The organism is Bacillus sp. DB-2 (assembly GCF_003315125.1).
In the GTDB taxonomy this organism is placed as follows: Bacteria; Bacillota; Bacilli; order Bacillales; family Bacillaceae_G; genus Bacillus_A; species Bacillus_A mycoides.
Map to the genome: position 1 here is coordinate 1 of NZ_QNRN01000025.1, position 23,583 is coordinate 23,583.

Consider the following 23,583-nt stretch of genomic DNA (forward strand, 5'->3'; position numbering starts at 1 on the left):
TTGCGACTTCCTTATGTTAACATCTTCATTTTTCGATGTCAACTAAGTTTTTCAATTTCTTTTTTGCCGTTTTCTGCGTTTCTGCATCAGCGACGGTTATTAATATATCATGTAGAAAAATGAAATGCAATAGTTTTTCTAATAAAATTTTTAACTTAGTAAAAAAGCATAAAAACAGCACCTTTCTTCTATATAAGTATAGTTTTTTTAATCTGGCATCCATTTAACGAGTAATAATCTCGCGTTCCTTTTAATAGAAGGTTTCTCTCCCCTCAAATAAATAAAGAAATAAAAAAAGCTTTGGAGAAATCTCCAAAGCTTAGTCTTGTTTATGGCGCATAGCTGGGAATAATAATACGTCACGAATAGATGGTGCGTTTGTTAATAACATAACAAGACGATCAATACCGATTCCTAACCCGCCCGTAGGAGGCATACCGTACTCAAGAGCTTCGATATAATCATCATCCATCATATGAGCTTCGTCATTACCTTGCTCGCGCTCTTTTAGTTGAGCTTCAAAACGTTCTTTTTGATCGATTGGATCATTTAACTCAGTGAATGCATTTGCATGTTCACGTGCAACGATAAATAACTCGAAACGATCTGTGAATCGTGGATCTTCGTCATTCTTTTTCGCAAGTGGCGAAATTTCTACCGGATGACCGTAAATAAATGTTGGTTGGATTAATTTATCTTCTACTTTTTGTTCGAAGAACTCATTAATAATATGACCAACTTCCATTGTATTCTTAATTTCCACATTATGTTCTTTTGCAAGTTCACGCGCTTCTTCTACACTCATTGGATTCCAGAAATCTGCTCCAGAGTGTTGCTTAATTGCATCTACCATATGAAGACGTGTCCATTCTGGCTCTAAATTAATTTCATAATCACCATATTGGATTGTTGTTGTACCCAATACTTTTTTCGCGATATGAGCAACCATATTTTCTGTCAGTTTCATAATATCATTATAATCAGCGTACGCTTCATATAATTCAATCATCGTAAACTCAGGGTTATGACGAGTTGATACACCCTCATTACGGAATACACGGCCGATCTCATAAACCTTTTCTAATCCACCCACAATAAGACGTTTTAAATGAAGTTCAATTGCGATACGCATATATAATTCCATATCTAACGCATTATGGTGTGTAGTGAAAGGACGAGCAGACGCTCCACCTGCAATCGCGTGCATCATAGGCGTTTCTACTTCAAGATAACCGTTGTCATCTAAATATCTTCTCATTTCACGAATGATTTTACTACGTGTAACGAACGTTTCACGGCTTTCCATACTTGTAATTAAGTCCAAGTAACGTTGACGATAGCGTTGTTCAACATCTTTTAATCCATGGTATTTATCCGGTAATGGACGAAGGGATTTCGTTAAAAGTGTAAATCCTATTGCTTTTACTGAAAGTTCTCCAACGTTTGTTTTGAACACTTTACCTTCAATACCTACTAAGTCACCTAAATCTGCTGTCGTAAATAACTCGTACTCTTCATCTCCAACAGTATCTTTACGAACATAAATTTGAACTTGCCCCTGTAAATCTTGAATATGCGCAAATCCTGCTTTTCCTTTACCGCGTTTTGTCATAATACGACCAGCGATAGAAACAGTGATTTCTTTCTCTTCTAATTCTTCTTTAGAGAATTCTCCATATAGACTTACTAAGTCAGTTGTTGAATTTGTGCGTTCAAATCGTTTACCGAACGGATCGATTCCTTGCTCACGCAAATTATGTAGCTTTTCACGACGAACAAGCAATTGGTCGTTTAATTCTTCGTGGTTCATGTTATCCATGATATTAATATCACTCCAGCTCTATTAATTTTTACAATATATACAGTATAGCATTTTCTACTCAACTAGAAAAACTGCCAGCAACTAACTGGCAGTTCTTCTTTCTTTCACGTAATTATAGGAAGTGTATAGAAGAATGTCAATCTCCTATGCCCCCTTATTAACCAACATAAATTGTTTGTTGTTTCGCTTCTACTTCTTCTACAAATGCACCTAATACATTCGCAAGGTCTTCACGTGTGTCGCAAGTATTGATACCATTACGCACACTCGCATTACCACGAACACCTTTTAAATACCAAGCTGCATGCTTTCTCATCTCTCTTACGGCAACATTTTCGTTCTTTAAATCGATAAGACGATCTAGATGCAACATACATACATCAATTTTCTCACGCACTGTTGGTTCCGGCATTAACTCACCTGTCTCTAAATACTTTACCGTACGATAAATCATCCACGGATCTCCAAGAGCAGCGCGACCAATCATAACACCATCTACACCAATTTCATCAAGCATACGCTTTGCATCTTGTGGTGTTTCGACATCACCATTTCCGATAACCGGAATATTTACAGCCTGCTTTACTTGTTTAATAATATTCCAATCTGCTTTACCTTCATACATTTGTACTCGTGTACGCCCATGAACCGCTATCGCTTGTCCACCAGCACGCTCAACAGCTCTAGCATTTTCTATTGCGAAAATATGTTCTTCATCCCAACCAATACGCATTTTAACTGTAACTGGCTTTTCAACAGCATCTACAACCGCCGCTACCATCTCATATATTTTATTTGGGTCTAAAAGCCACTTTGCTCCTGCATCACACTTAGTGATTTTCGGTACTGGGCACCCCATATTAATATCAATAATGTCTGCTGTCGTATATTTATCTACGTATTTCGCAGCATCCACAAGAGTTTCTTTCTCTCCACCAAAAATTTGTAAGCTTAATGGCTTTTCTCTCTCATCGATATATAGCATATCTAATGTTCTTTTGTTATTAAGTAATATTGCCTTATCACTTACCATTTCGGCACAAACTAAACCTGCACCAAATTCTTTTACTGTCAAACGGAATGCAGAGTTACACACTCCCGCCATCGGTGCTAATACAACCGGATTTTTCATCTGAATATTTGCAATCTTTAACACTCGATTTACTCCTTCCTTCATAGTCACTTCGGCATTAATTCATCTATCGAGACCTTTAATGCTTTAGCAACTTCTACTACAAAATCTTGGGAAGGCGATCGATTCCCTCTCTCAACTTCACCTAAAACAGATACAGATACCCCTAATTCTTTCGCAAAACCTTCTTGTGTATAGCCTTTTAGCTTTCGAAAAGCACGAATGCGTCTTCCCCATTTTTCTGCTTCCATACCGTTACTCCCTCTCGCCTTTTCATTTCTTCTACTTGTGAACGTGAAATGTCTTGTTTTATATCTTGATTGATTTCTAACAACGGAACGATAACAAAAGCTCTTTCGAACATCCGCGGATGCGGAACAATAAGATTCTCTGCTTCAATATTTTCTTGATTATATAGTAAAATGTCAAGGTCGATGGTCCTCGGGCCCCATCTAATTTCCCTTTTTCTTCCTAGGTCATTCTCTACCCTTTGTGTTACTTTCAATAATTCTTGCGGTGATAAATTGGTAGAAATTTTTATAACTAAATTTAAAAAGCAATTTTGGTCAGTATAGCCAACCGGATCGGTTTCATATACAGACGAAACATCATCAACTTGGATATGCTGGTTTTTATTTAAAAACTGAATTGCTTCAGTTAAATAAGTATAACGCTCCCCAATATTGGAACCTAATGCAATGTACGCTATATTATTCATGGACGCTCTCTCGTAATTTCTACCGCTACAGCACGATAATGTCCTGGTATCGGCGGATCCGGTTTAATTACCTTAATTGTACACCGTGAAATACTCTCATATTGTTTCAATATATCTGTAGCGATATTTTCAGCGATACTCTCTACAAGCTTATACGTTCTATCTTCAACAACTTTTCTACACAGCTCAAAAAGTTCCCCGTAATTGACAGAATGCTCTAAGTCGTCACTTTCTCCTGCGCGTTTTAAATCCAACTCCACCGTTAAATCTACTTTAAATCTCTGACCTAATTTATTCTCTTCTGGGAATACACCATGATAACCGTAAAACTCCATATCATGGATATAAATTTTATCCAATTACTTTACCCCCTTACCAATCATCGCATCCATCATCTTAGCCATACGCGCCATTTCTTTCACATCATGAACACGGATAAATTCACAGCCCTTTTCAATACCAAGACAAACGGTAGCACCCGTTCCTTCAAGACGCTCCTCCACTGGCAAATCTAATACATGACCAATAAAGGACTTTCTTGAAGTACCTAAGAGGACTGGATAACCCAGTACATTTAACTGTTCTAAATTACGCATCGCTTCTAAATTTTGTTCAGGTGTTTTCGCAAAACCGATACCTGGGTCTAAAATAATATTCTCATCTCGTACACCAGCATCTTTAGCAATTTTAATACTTTCATACAAATCAGCAATCATATCAGCCATTAAGTTGCGATAGTTCATATTATCTCGGTTATGCATTAAGATAATAGGTACATCATAATAGGCTGCAACTTCAGCAATCTTCGGTTCCGCCTTCGCTCCCCAAATATCATTAATAATATGAGCACCAGCTTCAATCGCTTGTTTTGCAACTTCAGCTTTATACGTATCGATAGAAATAGGTAATTTCGCTTCTTTCGAAACCGCCTGAATCATCGGAACGACTCGCTTTATTTCTTCTTCTACCGAAACTTTAGCAAAACCCGGGCGGGTAGATTCACCACCGATATCAATAATATGAGCACCTTCATTTTTCATTTCTTTCGCATGTCGCACCGCAGCATCTACTTCGTTGTAACTCCCACCATCAGAAAATGAATCTGGCGTTACATTTAAAATCCCCATAATTAATGTCTTTTCATTTAAGTTCAATGTATATTCGCCGCAGCGCAAATCATAATCCCACTTCAAACTACACATCTCCTCTTCGCAATTCATTTCTGCTCCACAATTTCTCTCTCTGCACTCCATAAAGATCCATAAGTCTTTTTGTAACCACTCCCACTTTACCCGGGAAATCTTTCTCCTCTATACGATAAAGGGGGACAATCTCTTGAATAGAGTTCGTTACGAACACTTCATCCGCTGAAAGCAATTCATCTTTTGTAAAGAAACCTTCCTTTACTTCTATATCTAGCTCTTCAGCAGCCTTTATAATAAACGCACGAGTGATTCCGTTTAAAATCCCTGTTTCTAATGAAGGAGTATATAAAATACCTCCTTTAACAAAAAAGAGATTCGAAACAATACCCTCTGCAACATAACCTGTTTCGGTAAGAAAAATACCTTCCTTATTCACAACATTTCCAATTTCGCGTTTCCCTAAAATATTATTTAAATAATGATGGGACTTCAAGCGAAATGCACCCTCAGGTGTATTTCTCACTTGCTTTAAAATAACTCCTTCTTTTTCCACTACATTCCCTGGAGCTGCTAAAGGTTTTATAAAAACAATAACAGACGGTTCTTCATATACTTCCGTTTGTAATCCTATTTCATCTATACCCGCCGATACATTTAAGCGCACATACGCATGCTTTAACTCATTCTTAACAAGTAGATTCTTTAAAATAAGCATCACTTCATCTTTTGTCATTGTCCATTTGATTTGCAATATATCGAGCGCATCCATTAAGCGTTCATAATGATCATCCAATAAAAAGGGATGACCATTATAAATACGAAATGTCTCAAAAACCCCAAGCCCATATAGGTAACCGTGGTCATAAGGAGAAATTTTCGCTTCACTCGCTTCTACATACGCGCCATTTACGTAAATTAACACGATGTCACACTTGGGCTATATTTGCGAATGAAATTCTGTAGCAACTCTTTCCCATGAGAAGTCATAATAGATTCCGGATGGAATTGTACCCCTTCAATCGGCAACGTTTTATGACGAAGCGCCATAATTTCACCTTCTTCAGTCCAAGATGTTATCTCTAAACAATTCGGTAACGTCTCTTTTTTAACGATAAGAGAGTGATAACGTGTCGCGGTAAATGGATTTGGGATATCAGAAAAAATCGTCTGCCCATCATGATGCATTAAAGATGTTTTTCCATGCATCAAACGCTCTGCCCTGACAACATCCCCTCCAAATACTTGTGCAATTGATTGATGTCCAAGACAGACCCCAAAAATCGGAAGCTTACCTGCAAAATATTTAATAACATCCATACTGATTCCCGCCTCATTAGGACTACATGGACCTGGCGAAATCATTAAAAAATCTGGTTTCATATTCTCAATATCCGAAATAGTCACTTCATCATTACGCTTAACAACAAGCTCTTGTCCAAGTTCTCCAAGAAATTGCACTAAATTAAATGTAAAAGAATCATAATTATCAATCATTAATATCATTTCTCTCACCTAACCGTTTCTTCGCTACTTTCTTTTGCACGCCATAAAGCGATTGCTTTTTTTAACGACTCTTTATATTCATCTTTTGGATTTGAATCAATTACAATACCCGCTCCAGCTTGCACATGCGCTTGTCCATCTTTAGCAAGTAGTGTTCGGATTACAATATTCAATTCCGTATCTCCAGAATAACCAATCCAACCAATTGAACCCGTATAAATTCCTCGGCGAACAGGTTCTAATTCCTCAATGATTTCCATCGTACGTATTTTCGGGGCACCGGTAATTGTCCCACCAGGAAATACAGCCTTCACCAAATCGAAAGCATCTTTATCTGCTTCCACCTCACCACGCACATTAGAAACAATATGCATAACGTGTGAGTATTTTTCAATTACCATAAATTCATCTACTTCAACAGTGCCATATTTACAAACCCGGCCCAAGTCATTTCGTTCTAAATCCACAAGCATTACATGCTCTGCTCTTTCCTTTTCATTTTCAATTAATTCTTTCGCTAATTCTTCATCCTCTTGCTCACTTGCTCCTCGAGAGCGCGTACCAGCAATCGGTCTTGTACTCACTTCTTTTCCTTGCTTTTTAATTAGCAATTCAGGCGAAGCACTAACAATTTGAAAATCTCCAAACTCCAAGTAACCCATATATGGAGATGGATTAATTTCACGAAGACTTGTATATATTTCTAGTGGATGTGTTTGTAATGTTCTTTCTTGTCTTGTCGACAAGTTTACTTGAAACACATCACCCGCTCCAATATATTCTTGAATACGTTCAACGGCCTTCATAAAGCCCTCTTCCGTAAAAGCGACTGCTTCATTTTTCTTTTCAGGAGATTCAAACGGCATATTCACTTCGGGGGCTTCTTTCATCCAAAGACCCTTCCATTCATTTAATCGTTCTTCTGCCTCTTCACACTCATCTACATAATGCGTAATAATCCATAATACTCTCTCCTGTTGATCATACACAAACACGTCATCAAATAACAAAAAGAATATGTCAGGTATATTAATATCATCCTTCGCAAGAGAAGAAAGTTTTTCAATATAACGGATACAATCATAACTAAAGTATCCAATTGCCCCACCCTGAAAAGGTGGGTACTCCGGATTATAATCCGTTTTCCATTTCTCCATATACACTTGCATTAAATCTAATGGATTCCCTCGCTCTATTGTTTCCTTACCACTTTCACTTATATGTAACGTCTCATTCTTACCCTGAATTACCGCTACTGGATCCAGCCCAACAATGTTATAACGACCACCACGTCCACTTTCTAACAAAATATGTTGCGGCTTATCCTGAGAAAGAAATTTATATTGCTTAAAGAAATCTAACTGATATGGAATAGAAAGCGCTAAAGATTTTCTTCGTTGCATATCAACACCCCGTCTTCTGTTATCCCACCCTCTTAAGCCAATCAACTCAAACTACATAAAATTATTTATATAGAGAATGATTATACTTGAGGGCTAGTGAAAATAAATTAATTATACTACTTCTTATTTTACATGAAGTTTTCTAGTCATTCACTCTTTTCCTTTTTCCAATCAAAAAAGAAAAAGCATCCTTTTTTAAGGATGCTTTTCAAATCACATTCAATTATGACTCAAATTGATAAAGTGGTGTACTTAAATAACGTTCACCGTTACTTGGGATAATAACAAGTACCTTTTTCCCTTTACCTAATTTCTTCGCAACTTCTGTCGCTGCGTAAACGACCGCTCCTGAAGAGATACCCACTAAAATACCTTCTTCTTTAGCCACTCTTCTCGCATACTCGAACGCTTGTTCTGTTTTCACTTGGATAATTTCATCATATACCTTTACATCCAATGTCTCCGGAACAAACCCCGCTCCAATTCCTTGGATCTTATGTGGCCCTGGCTTTCCACCAGATAATACTGGTGAATCCGCAGGTTCTACCGCGTAAATTTTGATATCTTTATAGGCTTCTTTCAGTACTTCACCGGCACCTGTAATTGTTCCACCTGTACCAATACCTGCGATAAACGCATCTAATTGATCCCCCATCTGTTCAACAATTTCTGGACCTGTTGTTATACGATGGATTTCTGGATTCGCTTGATTTTGGAACTGTTGTGGTATAAAGTACCCATGTTCTTCTGCTAATTCAGTTGCCTTTCGAATTGCTCCGCCCATTCCTTCAGGTCCTGGAGTCAATACTAATTCAGCACCGTAAGCGCGTAATAAATTACGACGCTCAATACTCATTGTTTCTGGCATTACTAAAATTGCCTTATATCCTTTAGCAGCTGCTACCATCGCTAAGCCAATACCTGTGTTACCACTTGTCGGCTCAATGATTGTATCGCCCTCTTTTAATAATCCTTTATTTTCAGCATCTTCAATCATAGCTAACGCGATACGATCTTTAACACTGCTCCCCGGATTCATAAATTCTAATTTTAAGTATACATCTGCGCTGTCTGATTCTACGATGCGGTTCAACTTAACGATCGGCGTTTTCCCGATTAATTCTGAAACTGATTGTGCCACTCGCATTCCTGTCACTCCTAACACCGAGTATTTTTATTGGTTTTATCTATATTTAGATTTTGTCAGAAAATTCCCTGTTTGTCAATCTATTCGGGCGGCTGATTCTCCGCCTAAACTTCTTTATTACAGGTTCTCAATTAGACTTGTAATATCTTCTTTAGCGAATTTATGTCGTTCATTACAGAAGTGACAGTGAACTTCCGTCTCTTCTTCTTCTGCACGAATTTGTTCTAGCTCCGCTTTCCCTAAACTAATTAGCACACTTTCAATACGCTCACGTGAACATGTACAATTAAATTGAACATCCATTGTTTCTAGCACTTTCACTTTATCTTCTCCAAGCACTTCATACAGTAATTCTTCTGGAGAAAGACCTTGTTCGATTAATTGTGATACTGGCGGGATTTGTTGAAGACGCTCTTCAATAAATGAAATTGTCTCTTCCTGCGCACCTGGCATAATTTGAAGAATGAATCCACCCGCCGCTAATACGCTATCATCTCCATTTACAAGAACACCAACACCTACAGAAGAAGGTGTCTGCTCAGAAACCGCGAAATAATATGTGAAATCTTCCCCTAGTTCTCCTGAAACAATTGGAGATTGACCAATAAACGGTTCACGCATACCGATATCTTTAATTACCGTTACAAATCCTTCTGTACCTACCGCTTGATATACACGTAATTTTCCTTGTTCCGTTCCTTCAAAATCAACATGTGGGTTCGTTACATAACCACGTACATCCCCATTTGCATGAGCATCGACTAAGATAGGACCAATCGGACCGTTACCCTCTACTTTAATCGTTAACTTCTGCTCACCTTTTAACATAGCACCCATCATTGTACCCGCAGTTAAAGAACGACCAAGTGCCGCTGAAGCTGTTCTCCATGTATCATGACGCTTTTGCGCCTCACTTACTGTATTTGTTGTACGTACACTATAAGCACGAACCTCTCCATTAAACGCTAACGCTTTTACTAAATAATCTTTCATACTTATTTATTCACCCTTCTCATGTTGTAAATTTGCATTACGCTCATATAACATATACAAACCTTTTAACGTTAAAAACGGATCTACAATATCAATTACATTCGATTCTTCTGAAATTAATTTTGCTAATCCACCTGTTGCAATAACTTTCGGTTCTTGCTTAGCTTCTTCCTTCATACGCTTAACAATACCTTCCACTTGTCCAACGTATCCATAAAGAATACCTGATTGCATTGCACTTACTGTATTCTTCCCGATAACACTACCCGGTTTTGTAATTTCAATACGAGGAAGCTTTGCTGCCCTGCTATATAAAGCCTCTGCCGAAATCATAATTCCTGGCGTAATGACGCCACCCATATAATGCTTCTCTTCGTTAATATAACAATATGTAGTAGCCGTACCAAAATCAACAATAATAAGTGGACTTCCATATAAGTGGATTCCTGCTACTGCATTTACAATTCGGTCCGCGCCTACTTCACGTGGATTTTCATATTTAATATTCAAGCCAGTTTTTATCCCAGGCCCCACTACAAGCGGTTTAATTTTAAAATACTTTTCACACATACGCTCTAAAGCGAACATAATTGGCGGTACGACTGAAGACACAATAATACCTTTCACATCTTCAAAAGAAAGACCTTCATGCTCAAGTAACTGCTTTACAAGCATCCCATACTCATCTTCTGTTTTATGACGATCTGTTTCCATGCGCCAATGCTGACGAAGTTCCCCCTCTTCAAACACACCTAGTACCGCATTTGTGTTCCCTACATCCAATACAAAAATCATATTCTCACCACTTATCTTATTTAATCTATATTTGCGCAGTATGTATAAAACTTATAAAAACATCATATCACACATACTTATATAATCAGTTTTTCTATACTCATCATTGTACAAAAAGATTACTCTCTATTTCAATTTTAAATAATAGTTTCATTCAATTTTTTTTGCCACTTAAATTCATTCCACAAAAAAAAGGAGTGACTATTGTCACTCCTTCGTTTCTTACTTATCTTCTGTATCTTCATCGTCTTTCTTCATATTGATGTTTACTTTCACATCATCTGAAGATGTTGGACGCTCGGGTAATCTGCCATAATCATATAAATGATTAATTTGCTCTGCATCTAATGTTTCTACTTCAAGTAACGTTTTCGCGATAATATCAAGCTTATCTCGTTTTTCAGTAAGAATTTGTTTCGCACGAGCATAACAGTCTTTAATAATTATTTGCATTTCCACATCAATTTCATGCGCGATTGCATCACTGTAGTTTTGTTCTGAATGGAAGTCTCTTCCTAAGAATACCTGACCACCTTGTGAGCTACCAAATTGCATCGGTCCAAGCTTATCACTCATTCCGAATTCTGTAACCATACGTCTTGCAATACCAGTCGCACGTTGGAAGTCGTTGTGAGCACCTGTACTTGCTTCACCAAATACAATCTCCTCAGCTACTCGACCACCAAGTAAACCAGTGATTTTATCAAGTAACTCTGGTTTTGTCATGAAGTAACGATCTTCCTTCGGAAGCATTACCGCATATCCACCAGCTTGACCACGAGGGACAATTGTTACTTTATGAACGATATCTGCTTCATCAAGGACAACACCAATTACAGTATGGCCAGCCTCATGGAATGCAACGATATTACGTTCTTTTTCAGAGATAACGCGACTCTTCTTAGCTGGACCTGCAATAACACGATCCGTTGCTTCATCGATGTCACTCATATCAATTTTCTTCTTATCTTGACGCGCAGCTACTAAAGCAGCTTCGTTTAATAAGTTTTCAAGATCGGCACCAGAGAATCCTGGTGTACGAGTTGCAATTGCTCTTAAGTTGACATTCTCATCAAGCGGTTTATTACGAGCGTGTACCTTAAGTACAGCTTCACGACCATTTACATCTGGACGATCTACTGTAATTTGACGGTCAAAACGACCTGGACGTAATAACGCTGGATCAAGAATATCAGGACGGTTTGTCGCAGCGATGATAATAATACCTTCGTTTGCACCGAATCCATCCATTTCAACAAGCAATTGGTTCAACGTTTGTTCACGCTCATCATGACCACCGCCAAGACCCGCGCCACGTTGACGTCCTACTGCATCAATTTCATCAATGAAAATGATACAAGGAGCATTTTTCTTTGCATTTTCAAATAAATCACGTACACGGGATGCACCGACACCGACGAACATCTCTACGAAGTCAGAACCACTAATAGAGAAGAACGGAACGCCTGCCTCACCTGCAACAGCACGTGCTAGTAAAGTTTTACCTGTACCTGGAGGTCCCACTAATAGAACACCCTTCGGAATACGGGCACCAACTTCAGCGAACTTACGAGGGTCTTTCAAGAATTCAACTACCTCAACAAGTTCTTGTTTCTCTTCATCCGCTCCAGCAACATCTCTGAAACGAATTTTTTTCTTTTCATCATTGTATAGCTTCGCCTTACTTTTCCCGAAGTTCATAACACGGCTACCGCCGCCCTGAGCTTGGTTTAATAAGAAGAAGAATAAAATGAAGATAATGACAAACGGAATGATAGAAGTAAAGAACGTTACCCAAGCACTTGTTTCTTCTGCTGGTTGATACTTAACTTCAGCCCCTTGCGCTTTATCATTAATTTTCTTTTGTAATTCCTCAGTATTTGGTGCATAAGTAACAAATTGTTCTCCTTGGCTAGAAGTCTTGAATTGTCCCTTTACCTCAAACACACCATTTTTCGGTTGAAGCTGCACATTACGCACTTCACCTTTTTCAAGTTGAGTAATGAATTTATCGTAGCTAACTGATGTCGTTTTTTGCGTCGAACCATTAAAATAGCTCACGATTCCAATTACTACTAGGAATATCAGTAAATAAAAGATGGTATTACGGAAGATACGATTCATTCCTAACCTCCTCTCACGGCATAAACACTATAGTAAATCGTAACATAAAAAAAATTTCCTATACAATTGTAACGCCTATATTTAATTAATTTGAGTAAACACTTGGTTTTAATACTCCTACATAAGGAAGATTACGGTACTGCTCTTTATAATCTAATCCATATCCTACAACAAATTCATGAGGAACAGTAAATCCAACATAATCTGCTTTCAGATCAACCTTACGGCCTGTTGGCTTATCTAATAAAGTAACAATTTTTACAGATTTCGCTTTACGATATTTAAACAGGTCCACTAAATAGCTTAGTGTAAGACCGCTATCAATAATATCTTCAACGATTAAAATATCGCGACCTTCTACCGAAGTATCAAGATCTTTTAAGATTTTTACTTCGCCTGTCGAAACTGTAGAGTGACCGTAGCTAGATACAGCCATAAAATCCATTTCAAGATATGTATCTGTTCTCTTTAATAAATCTGCCATAAATGGCATTGCACCCTTTAGTACACCAATCGCAAGAGGTACTGTATTTTTGTAATCCTCTGCAATAACTGCACCTAGTTCGTGTACCTTTTCTTGTATTTGTTCTTCAGAAATTAATACTTTTTCGATATCTTGATTCATCATTTCATTATCCTCCCGGAAGACTCCTTGCTTTTGTAGTGAATAATCATGTATTTACCCTTCTTTGCTAGCTCTTTCGAAGTAGCAAACGCAGATCGTTTCAACAAGGGTACCCAAATAATATTTCCACTTGCGTCACAAACGATCGGCCATTCTTCTCTTTTTTCTTTTGGTACTTTTGCTTCGATAAAAACAGCTTTTATCTTTTTTGTACCATCCATACCTTGCATTGACATGCGATCTCCATTTTCCCTAGACCGAATACGAAGTGGATACGATATATCATTATACTTAGCAACAAATACTGTTTCATTCATGTTACTCGGTATATCTTCGCTCACCTCTGTTACAAGTTTATCCCCATTCGGCAATATAATTGTCCCAGGTACTGATAAATCTTGCGAAAAAGGAGAAACAACTTCTTGTTTAAATCCAAAACCACATTCTTCGTATGTGCGAACAATTTTCAAACCACCTGGAAAATCTAGTGAACCTGAAGGTTGTGCCCGCTTAAAAAATTCAATCACCTTGTCAATATGTATAGAAGAAAGCGAAGATGGAATCTTATATTCATAAAGATAGTTTAATATTAGTTGAATCCCTCTTCTTTGTAAAGGCATAGACATGGATTCAAAGGCAGGAATTGATAAGCTAATTTGTTTATCGCTTTTTTTTGTAATTACTTTATTCATTTTCTCAAAAGCTAATTCCTGCAAATAAGCCTCATCCTCTTGCATCTGCACGCTAAATTTTTGAAATTTCTCATGCATTTGTGGATTTTCTTCTTTCAAATAAGGAAGGACATATTTACGTAATCGATTCCTTGTATATACTTCTTTTTTATTACTCGGATCTATACGCGGAATAACTTTTAATTTATTACAGTAATCAACAATTTCTTCCTTAGTTACCCCAAGTAACGGCCTAATTAAATATCCATTATGAAAAGATCGCTTCACTGCAATTCCTGCGTATCCTTTCGGAGTACTCCCTCGTACAAGGCGCATTAAAATCGTCTCTACTTGATCATCTCCATGGTGACCAAGAGCTACATAACTCGCATCATATTTCTTCATTATTCTTTCCAAAAATGCATATCTGCATTCTCTAGCTGCAACTTGTGCATTCATTCCATATTGCTGTTGATATTGCGACACATTAATCCTTAGCGTTTCACAAATAACTCCTAGCTCTTTGCAAAGACCCTGTACAAACTGTAAATCCTCATAAGATTCATTACCTCTAAACATATGGTCCACATGTGCTACTACAATTTCTAGCTGTTTTTCTGCCCTTTTTTCTAACAAATAATATAAAAGAGCCAAAGAGTCAGGACCACCAGAAACCCCTACAACAATTGTTGAATGTTTCTTTAATACATCATGCTGCTTTACAAAGTCATCTACTTTTTCAACAAATGCATCTTTCAACTTCGCAATCACCTTTCATTAAACAAGAACAACAACATTAGTTACCTTGTATATAATGGTACAACTTTTACAAACATTGTGCAAAAAAAAGATGTACAAAATCCATATTTTTATCTTACATCCCTCCTGTATATTTAACAAAGTAATCACATTACCTTTTTAATCAAAAAAACCTAGGCATCTACCTAGGTTTTTTGATTATTTTATTGCGCCTGCATTCCTACTATTGGAATCGTAGCCCACTTCGGCATATTTTTCTTTACTTTCGCCACCACAATAGTCATATCATCATTTATATAACCATCACCAGAGCGAATTACTTCTTCCATAATAATATCAGCGATTTCCTGTGGGTCCTCTGTTTGTAGTTCTTTAATTTTACGTTTTATCCATAATTCGTGATTCTCCACATGTTGCGCTCCCTCAAAGATGCCGTCACTCATCATGATAAGAAGATCACCCGTTTTTAATTGCTCACCAACCACATCAACTTCAACATCTTCAATGATTCCCATCGGCAAATTACTTGCCTCAATTTTCAAAATATTATTTCCGCGTTTAACAAAGCTCGGCGTCGATCCAATCTTTAAAAACTTCGCACTCGCATCCCTTAAATCTACCATAGCCAAGTCAAGCGTTGTATACATCTCCTCTGTCGTCCTTAAAGAAAGAATCGAATTGATGGACTTAATCGCTATTTCTTCATCAATACCTGATTGAAGTATCTTTTGTAATAATTTTACCGTTTCCCTGCTCTCCATATGAGCCCTTTGTCCATTTCCCATACCATCACTAATCGCAAGTGCATATTTACCAACGCTCAAATCCATCATCGCGTAGGAATCACCTGAAATAAACCCACCACCTTTTGCAGCTGTGGCCAATCCTGTATCAAGAGAATACGTCTTCGCTGAACCAAATGATATTAAACTGTGCCCATTTGGATATGAGGATTTCTCTTCATGCTTAACGACGATATTCTCTTTTAAAATATCTGAAAGCATTGGAGCAACCAACTTCTCACATTCCCCATGTTCATTAGATGCAGCCGGAATCAACATTTCAATATCAATACTTCCTCTATCTAAACAATAAATATCAACATGCTCCACTTCGACACCAAAATCACGAAACGCTTGTAAAATTTGCTCCTCCTGCGCTTGATGGTTCTCTCTTTCTCGTTGTATCTCCTTAGCGAAATCCTCCATCACTTTTGATACACCTAGTAATTGCTCCGCTACAATTCTACGATTTTCCTTCATTTGTTTTCTTAATTTCTGCCCCTCATAGAAGTGATCTAATTCACCCGCTACTAAATCCGTTACTTTCTTCCCTCTAACACAATGCTTGTCCCATTCACGAACTAACTTCCGATTATGCTGCAGCGTTCCTTCTTCTGTTTCACTCATTATTTGTTTCATATAATCGTATGTTTTATCAAAATTAACTACCCAACATTGATCCTTCTTAAAGCATGTTTGACATGTTTTTGCAGTAATTGTACTTAAAAATAAATCAGCTTCTGTTTCTTTATCTTCTTCCTCCACATACCCGTATACAGAAAAGCTATTAGACAAAGCAGCAAATACATTAGCAAATTGATTGATTTTGTTTGCTGTAACATCGCGCACTCTTCTTAAATATTGTTGTTGATCCTGTGAATGTTCCTGTGTACCCGGCATAAATTTAGCAATACGATCCATAATAAGCTTCGGTGTTAATAAGAAAAAAACAATTGCTACACCAGATTCAATTAAAGTTGTTACAATACTTGTTTGCTTGTCTACATATAATGTAATTAAGCTTGTACCAATTAATAAACCTAAACTAACTCCTATACGCTTCCCTTCTTTTAACAATCCCCCAAGCAATCCTGAAAAGGCAAGGAGACTAAGTTGAGACAAGCTCGCCACATTTGCTAAACTTAATATTAACCCAGTGACAACTCCTACCGTGGACCCTGTAGCTGCCCCTGCAATAAAGGCAAATACTAATACTAAATATCTAGTGAAAATATGTTGAATAGAAGCATCATAAACAAACCAATCCGTTGTGCCCGTTAAAACAGATGCTAGTAATATAATTAAACAAACAATTTCTTCTGTTTCTAACGCTTGTTGCTTCCCTTTCCTTTCCACTAAAAGCGGAACACTTTGTAAAAATATCATCGTTAATACGAAGCTAAGCCCCGCTTCGATCGTACTGACGAGCAGATCATACATGGTGACGGTTTGCTGTGCAAAATATACAACAACTAAATGTGCGGTTAATGCGGAGATAAATACTTGGAATGGTACAAGTCCAACAGTTTTACGTGTAAACCGACTAAAGAAGATATTATAAATAAAGAAGGTAAAGATAGATGCAAAAGTAAAAAATAAATTATCTATTGAAACTGAAAGTGCTCCCCCCATTAGGGCTAAGAACGCGAGCGGCATTTTATCTCGCTTCATAACATAAACAGCAGCAAAAAACGGCAATGCAAACGGTAAAATGTTTGTTAATATATATGCTCGTCCCAAAAGAAAACCAATAACAGCAATAATGAATCCCCATCTAAAGAAAACTTTTTCAAACTTCATTCGCAACTTACTCGCCCACTTTATTGTTCCAAGCTGACTTTCATTCATCGCCAATGCACTTGTATTCATAGTATTCCTTCCTGCTTTAGGCATATTTTTAACACCACCTGCATAGTTTAATTACTGTTATTATAAAAGATGATTATTGGTTTTTTTGTCAAAACAACAGTTTTGACTTTTATAATCGTTCGACTTTTTATTCGAAATAAATCTACATATATACATAGTATTTAAATTATTTAAAGATAGTTGAAAGAATGTTCAGAAAATATAGGGTGATTTTGTAGAAGTATTGTACGTCTTAATTTATATTTAACAAAAAAAGACCATGCAAATTTGCATGATCTTTTTAGATGACCCGTACGGGATTCGAACCCGTGTTACCGCCGTGAAAGGGCGGTGTCTTAACCACTTGACCAACGGGCCGTTAAATTAAATATAGCGGCGGAGGGGATCGAACCCCCGACCTCACGGGTATGAACCGTACGCTCTAGCCAGCTGAGCTACACCGCCATGTCGTCGTATTTAACGGACAATTAGTATATTACATCAGATATATTTTAAAGTCAATACATCTCAAAAACTTTTTTAAAAATATATCCTCTCACATAAAAAAGTACCCGAGTAATTACTCTGGGTACCTCTCTATATGTTAAGAATTAAACGGACTTATTATCCGCGACGTGCGCCACGACCACCACGTTTAGATTCTGTGTTACGCTTTAAAGAAGTTAAACGATCTTCACTATCTTTTAAAAAGCGTGCCATCTTTTGCTCAAATGTTTCTTTTGGAGCTCGTTCGTTACCGCCACCGCGGTTATCTCTGTTGGAAGAACGATTATTATTACGTTGTGGACGTCCAGAACGTTGTTGATCACCACCACGTTGGTATTCACCACGCGGACGATCTCCTTCTGTTTTTTCACGTTCTTTCGCTTTCTTAATAGATAGGCCAATTTTGCCATCTTTTTCAACATTGATAACTTTTACTTCTACTTGGTCGCCTACTTTTAAGTGATCGTTAATATCTTTCACATAATTATCAGCAACTTCACTAATATGAACAAGACCTGTTAAGCCTTCTGGCAGCTCCACAAAAGCCCCAAAATTTGTAATACCTGTTACTTTACCCTGTAACTTGCTGCCTACCTCGATTGACATAAAAAAAATGCTCCTCCTTAGTGGTTAAAAAGTCAAATTTTACTTTATTATATATAATCCTAAAATGTAGTGTCAATAAGACATACTCTACTTAGAAACAGGAAAAATTATCTCCCCTTTTCCGGAGAAGAAATAATCCCTTCTAGCAATCTTTAAAACGTACTCTTCATCATTCAACTTTTGAACTTCATCTTTTAGATTCTTTTCTTTTTTCGTTAATGAATCCAGTTCTTTTTTCATGTCCTTAACTTTTGCTTCTTTTGCTTTAATGGAACTGTTTTGTTGATAAAACGTCACACTAATACTAGCAATAATTGTAAAAGCAAAGACAAGAAAAACCGCTAAACGGCGATAAAGTCGCTTCCTGTTCTCATCCGTTTGTATTATATGTTCTTTAACAGGATTTGGACTCTGTTTTTCGATTGTTCTTTGTCTCAGTTCCCTCATTTCCGAGGTCCCCCTAACTTCTTTTTTATACGCACCCATAATTGGAAGATATGTCCCTTCAATTTTGCTACATATTGCAGGAACCCTACATGCTTCATTATAAAAAGTTTAACACGATTAGGGAGAAGTTTCCATATGAGCGAAGCAATAAACCGAACAGGCGAGAAAAAAACTTTCCATATGAAAAGTAATATCCAAATCACCATTTTCCATAACACATGTCCAATTGAAAGCAGTATACGAAATAAGAATAATATAAATGCAATAAATAGCTGTGCTATAATAATAACAGGTTTTATCATGAGTAGCTGTATAATTCGAACAAAAAATTGTGTTGTTTGTACAAAAATATAGATGAGAAAATTTAACATCTTCATGTATAGTACTTTCAATAAGCTTTGATATGCTGCAAAACCACATAGTAACGCCAAAAATACATATATACGTAGTTCGGCTTCATTTACACGCAGTAATACATAAAAAACGAATAATGCTTGGACAATCCAAAATAGTATATCATGTATAAATACAAGCCAACGTTTACGCTCTTGGCGTTTTAAAAACCGTTGGTATGTATCTAAAGAAGCACCAATCCAAGCACCCATTCCAATCATCGAAAGCATTGTATACAACTGAATTGTTAGGCTCATTTAAACAGCTTACTAAAGAAGCCTTTAGTTTTCTCCCCTTGGTTCTCATCAATATACAACATTTCATGAACTTTCCCTTTAATTGATACAACACCCTTTTCTACATCTAAATTCTTCATTTGCAAATTTTGACCACGAATTGTTAAAAAACCCATTACAGTCTCGAGTAAAAACTCTTCGCTATCAAAACTCTCTACTTGCTTTACACCAGTAATATCGATTACACGCCTGCCACGCATGATAATATCATGCTCTACAGAAACATTTTGTTGATTAGAAGACATAGGTGAGTAACCATTATTCACGAAAATCCCCCCATAGCTTTATACTAGCTAATAGTAATGTATGAAGGGCTAACCTATTTTAGAACAAGCCTTCTTCCGCTTTCACTTTTTCCTCACGAACAAGACTATACATGTTTGCTGCATCTTCTTTTTTAGTTGTTTCTTTCAATTCATTTACTTTCACAGTTACTATTTTTTGCCCGAAACGAATTGTTAATTCATCCTCTACCTTCACATCTGAACTCGCTTTTGCCACTTGGCCATTAATCGAAATTCTTCCTTGGTCAGACACTTCTTTTGCTAATGTTCTTCTTTTAATTAAACGTGATACTTTCAAAAATTTATCTAGACGCATATCAAATCCCCCTATTAACGCTCTGTTTGTTTTGCCTCTTCCCATAAAATATCTAACTGTTCTAATGATAAATCTTGCATTTCCTTATTCATTTCAGCTACTTTTGCTTCCATGTATAAAAAGCGAGCCATAAATTTCTCATTAGTTGAACGTAACGCTTCTTCTGGATCTAATTTATAATGACGAGCTATATTAACAAATGCAAATAGTAAATCACCAAATTCACCTAGCATCTTTTTCTCATCCATGTTTACAACTTCTTGTTGGAATTCTTGCCATTCTTCTAAGGCTTTCTCTATCATCGGCTGCACATCAACCCAATCAAATCCAACCTTTCCAGCTTTCTTCTGAATTTCATAAGCACGCATTAGTTGTGGCAAGCTTTTTGGAATACCCGCTAAAACAGATTCTTTCACGAATCCCTTTTCTTGTTTTTTAATTTCTTCCCAATTTGCAATCACTTCATCAGCATTATTTACATCCGTATCACCAAACACATGCGGATGACGACGAACCATTTTCTCAGCTAAAGTCCGAATAATGTCATCTATAGAGAACCAACCTTCATCCTCTCCAATTTGGGCATGAAGCATAACTTGTAATAATATATCACCTAGTTCTTCTACTAAATGATCATCATCCTCTTCATCAATTGCTTCTAGCACTTCATACGCTTCTTCAATTAAGTATTTCTTTAAAGATTGATGAGTTTGCTTTTTATCCCATGGGCAACCATTCGGTCCACGAAGATCAGCAATAATTGCTCTAAGCACATCAAACTGCTGATATAAGGACGCACGTTCCTTAACCGGCGGTACATACACACTCGTTAAATTATTTAATTCTGTTTCGTGATCTAACATGTATAACGATACCTTTTTCACTTGCTCGAATGAAGTCCCTGCAGCTGTTACGATATACACTTCGTAATCATCTGGCAAAATCTCCATTAACGTTAGCTTCACATCTGAAGCAACGAATGCATCATACACTTGGCAAAAGATTAAATGTTGACGTAATTCTAATTGCCCTCTTTCAAATGATGTAGCATCAATTAATTGGAACCCTTCAATCGGATCAATTTTTAGACTTGCAAACATCGGATCAAGGAAACTTTGTCCACCTTCAATTCGCACTTCAATATTTGCTGCTTCTCCTTTTTCCAAAAGTAGCTGAACTGTTCTTTCTGCTACAAGCGGATGACCTGGAACAGCATAAATAATTTCTGCACCTTTAGCTTGTTCTAGCAATGTATTCGCAATTGTTTCATATACGATTTCAAATGTATCATGTGCCTCATATACATTATCAAAGGCCGTATACTTTATAGCTTCTTTCTCCAATTCTTCTATAACTGGGTGTTCCTTCGTTCTAACAAACATATGGTCTGCTTCTTTTATCTTTCGATATACACCCATCGTTAACTGATCTAACTCACCAGCACCTAATCCTAAAACAGTAATGATTCCACTCACAACCAGTCACCTCTATCCACTCTTCTTCAATGAACCTTCTTTTTTCTCTTGTTTCATAACGGTTCCTAATTCTTCTTTTGTAAATACACGTAATTTTAAAATTAAAAACATATATGCTAATCCGCCGATAGCTACACCTAGCAGCGCTTCAAGCGTCGCAATTCCTCTATGTCCTGTATCAATTACTAATCCAGACATTCGCAACACACGCATAAAGATTATTAATACAAACCCCATACAGATACCACTAATAACTACACCTAACATATTCCGCTTATCAATAAGCGGATCTGATACAGCTCGCATAAGCAACACACTATTTAGCAAGGCAATTACAATAAGCGCAACTAAAGTTGCAATTGCAGCTCCCTTCACACCAAAATAAGGCATTAATATATAGTTTAAAGCTAGCTTCAAACAACCTCCAAATACAACGAATATTGCTGGTTTTAATGTTTGTCCCAACCCTTGCAAAATAGAAGCAGTTGTAATTGACAATGAGCTAAATAAAATAGATAAAGATAAAATCGATAACACATCTGATCCATCACTATTTTCAAACAACATAATATTTGCAGGTTGAATAATACAAGTTAATCCAATAGCAGCTGCAAATCCAATAACGAATGTTATTTTCATTGCTAACTTTACCTTTTCTTGAATAAAAGAAAGATCTCCTCTTTCTTTCGCCGCTGTAATAATAGGAATAAGTGACAATGAGAAAGAAGTTGTCACAACAGTACCTAATTGCATAAGCGGGATACTTCTATCATAAACACCTTTTAGTACCTTTGCATTTTCAACTTGCTCTCCCGCACGAATAAGCAAAGTATACAAGGAAATAGAATCCGCCATTTGTATAAAAATAAGGACTAAATTACTAACACAAATCGCTAATCCCTGCCAAAAAAGGATTCGAACAATCCCTTTTTTATTTCTAATTCCCTTCCATCCTTTGAAGAAAATAGCATGGAAATCATGACGCATATAAAGTAAAAGTACGATAATCCCAATAAGCCCGCCTGCAATTGAACCTAGCATGGCACCCGCACCAACTGTATATAAATCAAATCCATGAGCAATAAGGAATAGTGATAAAAATACAATAATAGAAACACGAATCGTTTGTTCAATTACTTGCGAAACAGCCGTCGGCATCATATTATTGAAACCTTGAAAATATCCTCTCGCTACAGATAAAAATGGCATTAGTAGGAATGAAAACGAAATAACACGTAATAATTTATCTAAATGTATATCGCCCATAACCGATGCAATTGTTTTGGCCCCAAAGAATAATGTGAAAAATCCTATAAAGCCAATTCCTAATAAAAACCAAAAAGATACACAAATAATTTCTTCTGCTTCTTTTTGTTTTCCTCGTTCTAATCTTTCTGCGACCATTTTTGAAATAATAATGGGAAACCCATAAGTAGCTAAAATCAAACAAAATCCATAAAACGGATAAATTTGTTGGTAAATATAAAAACCAACATCACCCGCTATATTTTGATATGGAATACGGTAAAAAGCGCTTAATACCTTCGTAACAAAACTTGCGATTGTTAATATAATAGCCCCACGCCAAAAGGCTTGGTACTTCTTCGCTTCCATACAAGAAAACTCCTTTTTCTATTCTCACCCCTCGTATTATATCACAAAGAAAAACTGGCTCTCCTTCATATTCCTTACATTCACTGACTTCTTTCAACAGCAAAAATATTCAATGAAAAAAGGTAGCAAAGCGCTACCTTCGTTCAATATACTTATATCTCCAAATAGTTAATTTCTC

Annotated in this window: 23 protein-coding genes and 2 tRNA genes; all 25 read right to left on the reverse strand. The window is 36.9% G+C overall.

Features of this window, described 5'->3' with window-relative positions:
* Nucleotides 1-319 precede the first annotated feature (319 nt).
* Nucleotides 320-1,819, reverse strand: a complete 1,500-nt coding sequence (lysS, locus tag DET63_RS28565) for a lysine--tRNA ligase (RefSeq protein ID WP_002009709.1) — start codon at nt 1,817-1,819, stop codon at nt 320-322.
* A gap of 160 nt (nt 1,820-1,979) precedes the next feature.
* Entirely contained in the window at nt 1,980-2,978 is a 999-nt protein-coding gene (gene dusB / locus DET63_RS28570; RefSeq protein WP_113938515.1) for a tRNA dihydrouridine synthase DusB, read from the reverse strand.
* A gap of 23 nt (nt 2,979-3,001) precedes the next feature.
* Entirely contained in the window at nt 3,002-3,205 is a 204-nt protein-coding gene (locus DET63_RS28575) for a helix-turn-helix domain-containing protein (RefSeq protein ID WP_000387027.1), read from the reverse strand.
* Nucleotides 3,157-3,672, reverse strand: coding sequence for a 2-amino-4-hydroxy-6-hydroxymethyldihydropteridine diphosphokinase (folK, locus tag DET63_RS28580; protein WP_002138868.1), 516 nt, complete (start codon nt 3,670-3,672; stop codon nt 3,157-3,159). The genes DET63_RS28575 and folK overlap by 49 nt, the downstream gene beginning before the upstream one ends.
* Nucleotides 3,669-4,031: a dihydroneopterin aldolase gene (folB, locus tag DET63_RS28585; RefSeq protein ID WP_000358063.1), complete on the reverse strand. Its 363-nt coding sequence runs from the start codon at nt 4,029-4,031 to the stop codon at nt 3,669-3,671. The genes folK and folB overlap by 4 nt, the downstream gene beginning before the upstream one ends.
* Entirely contained in the window at nt 4,032-4,892 is an 861-nt protein-coding gene (folP, locus tag DET63_RS28590; protein WP_113938516.1) for a dihydropteroate synthase, read from the reverse strand.
* On the reverse strand, nt 4,867-5,739 hold the full coding sequence (pabC, locus tag DET63_RS28595) for an aminodeoxychorismate lyase (protein ID WP_113938517.1): 873 nt from the start codon (nt 5,737-5,739) through the stop codon (nt 4,867-4,869). Before pabC ends, folP begins: the two co-directional genes overlap by 26 nt.
* Nucleotides 5,733-6,320 (reverse strand): aminodeoxychorismate/anthranilate synthase component II, encoded by a 588-nt coding sequence (gene pabA / locus DET63_RS28600; protein WP_002113273.1) that lies wholly within the window; start codon nt 6,318-6,320, stop codon nt 5,733-5,735. The genes pabC and pabA overlap by 7 nt, the downstream gene beginning before the upstream one ends.
* A gap of 5 nt (nt 6,321-6,325) precedes the next feature.
* Entirely contained in the window at nt 6,326-7,723 is a 1,398-nt protein-coding gene (trpE, locus tag DET63_RS28605; protein WP_113938518.1) for an anthranilate synthase component I, read from the reverse strand.
* A 223-nt stretch (nt 7,724-7,946) separates the two neighbouring features.
* Nucleotides 7,947-8,870 (reverse strand): cysteine synthase A, encoded by a 924-nt coding sequence (gene cysK, locus DET63_RS28610; protein WP_113938519.1) that lies wholly within the window; start codon nt 8,868-8,870, stop codon nt 7,947-7,949.
* Nucleotides 8,871-8,987: 117 nt separating this feature from the next.
* Complete coding sequence (hslO, locus tag DET63_RS28615) at nt 8,988-9,863, reverse strand: redox-regulated molecular chaperone HslO (RefSeq protein ID WP_002091564.1); 876 nt, start codon at nt 9,861-9,863, stop codon at nt 8,988-8,990.
* A 6-nt stretch (nt 9,864-9,869) separates the two neighbouring features.
* A complete protein-coding gene (locus DET63_RS28620; protein WP_002009692.1) occupies nt 9,870-10,658 on the reverse strand; it encodes a type III pantothenate kinase in 789 nt (262 codons plus the stop codon).
* A gap of 222 nt (nt 10,659-10,880) precedes the next feature.
* Entirely contained in the window at nt 10,881-12,782 is a 1,902-nt protein-coding gene (ftsH, locus tag DET63_RS28625) for an ATP-dependent zinc metalloprotease FtsH (protein ID WP_002091565.1), read from the reverse strand.
* An 85-nt stretch (nt 12,783-12,867) separates the two neighbouring features.
* Entirely contained in the window at nt 12,868-13,410 is a 543-nt protein-coding gene (hpt, locus tag DET63_RS28630) for a hypoxanthine phosphoribosyltransferase (protein ID WP_002124550.1), read from the reverse strand.
* On the reverse strand, nt 13,407-14,837 hold the full coding sequence (gene tilS, locus DET63_RS28635) for a tRNA lysidine(34) synthetase TilS (protein ID WP_113938520.1): 1,431 nt from the start codon (nt 14,835-14,837) through the stop codon (nt 13,407-13,409). Before tilS ends, hpt begins: the two co-directional genes overlap by 4 nt.
* 203 nt (nt 14,838-15,040) lie before the next feature.
* A complete protein-coding gene (gene spoIIE / locus DET63_RS28640) occupies nt 15,041-17,512 on the reverse strand; it encodes a stage II sporulation protein E (protein ID WP_113938521.1) in 2,472 nt (823 codons plus the stop codon).
* A 261-nt stretch (nt 17,513-17,773) separates the two neighbouring features.
* Nucleotides 17,774-17,845 (reverse strand) — tRNA-Glu (locus DET63_RS28645).
* 13 nt (nt 17,846-17,858) lie between these two features.
* Nucleotides 17,859-17,932 (reverse strand) — tRNA-Met (locus tag DET63_RS28650).
* 159 nt (nt 17,933-18,091) lie between these two features.
* Entirely contained in the window at nt 18,092-18,580 is a 489-nt protein-coding gene (locus tag DET63_RS28655; protein ID WP_002063394.1) for a S1 domain-containing RNA-binding protein, read from the reverse strand.
* Nucleotides 18,581-18,667: 87 nt separating this feature from the next.
* Nucleotides 18,668-19,027 carry a cell division protein DivIC gene (gene divIC / locus DET63_RS28660; protein ID WP_002124547.1) on the reverse strand — a complete coding sequence of 120 codons (360 nt, stop codon included), beginning with the start codon at nt 19,025-19,027 and terminating at the stop codon, nt 18,668-18,670.
* The gene (yabQ, locus tag DET63_RS28665) at nt 19,024-19,677 is read right to left on the reverse strand and encodes a spore cortex biosynthesis protein YabQ (RefSeq protein ID WP_113938522.1); all 654 of its coding nucleotides are present in this window, start codon (nt 19,675-19,677) and stop codon (nt 19,024-19,026) included. Before yabQ ends, divIC begins: the two co-directional genes overlap by 4 nt.
* Nucleotides 19,674-19,982, reverse strand: coding sequence for a sporulation protein YabP (gene yabP, locus DET63_RS28670; protein WP_001059101.1), 309 nt, complete (start codon nt 19,980-19,982; stop codon nt 19,674-19,676). The genes yabQ and yabP overlap by 4 nt, the downstream gene beginning before the upstream one ends.
* A 58-nt stretch (nt 19,983-20,040) precedes the next feature.
* Complete coding sequence (locus tag DET63_RS28675; RefSeq protein ID WP_002009677.1) at nt 20,041-20,316, reverse strand: RNA-binding S4 domain-containing protein; 276 nt, start codon at nt 20,314-20,316, stop codon at nt 20,041-20,043.
* 14 nt (nt 20,317-20,330) lie between these two features.
* On the reverse strand, nt 20,331-21,791 hold the full coding sequence (gene yabN, locus DET63_RS28680) for a bifunctional methyltransferase/pyrophosphohydrolase YabN (RefSeq protein ID WP_113938523.1): 1,461 nt from the start codon (nt 21,789-21,791) through the stop codon (nt 20,331-20,333).
* 12 nt (nt 21,792-21,803) lie between these two features.
* Nucleotides 21,804-23,405, reverse strand: a complete 1,602-nt coding sequence (locus DET63_RS28685; RefSeq protein WP_113938524.1) for a putative polysaccharide biosynthesis protein — start codon at nt 23,403-23,405, stop codon at nt 21,804-21,806.
* Nucleotides 23,406-23,583: the final 178 nt, after the last annotated feature.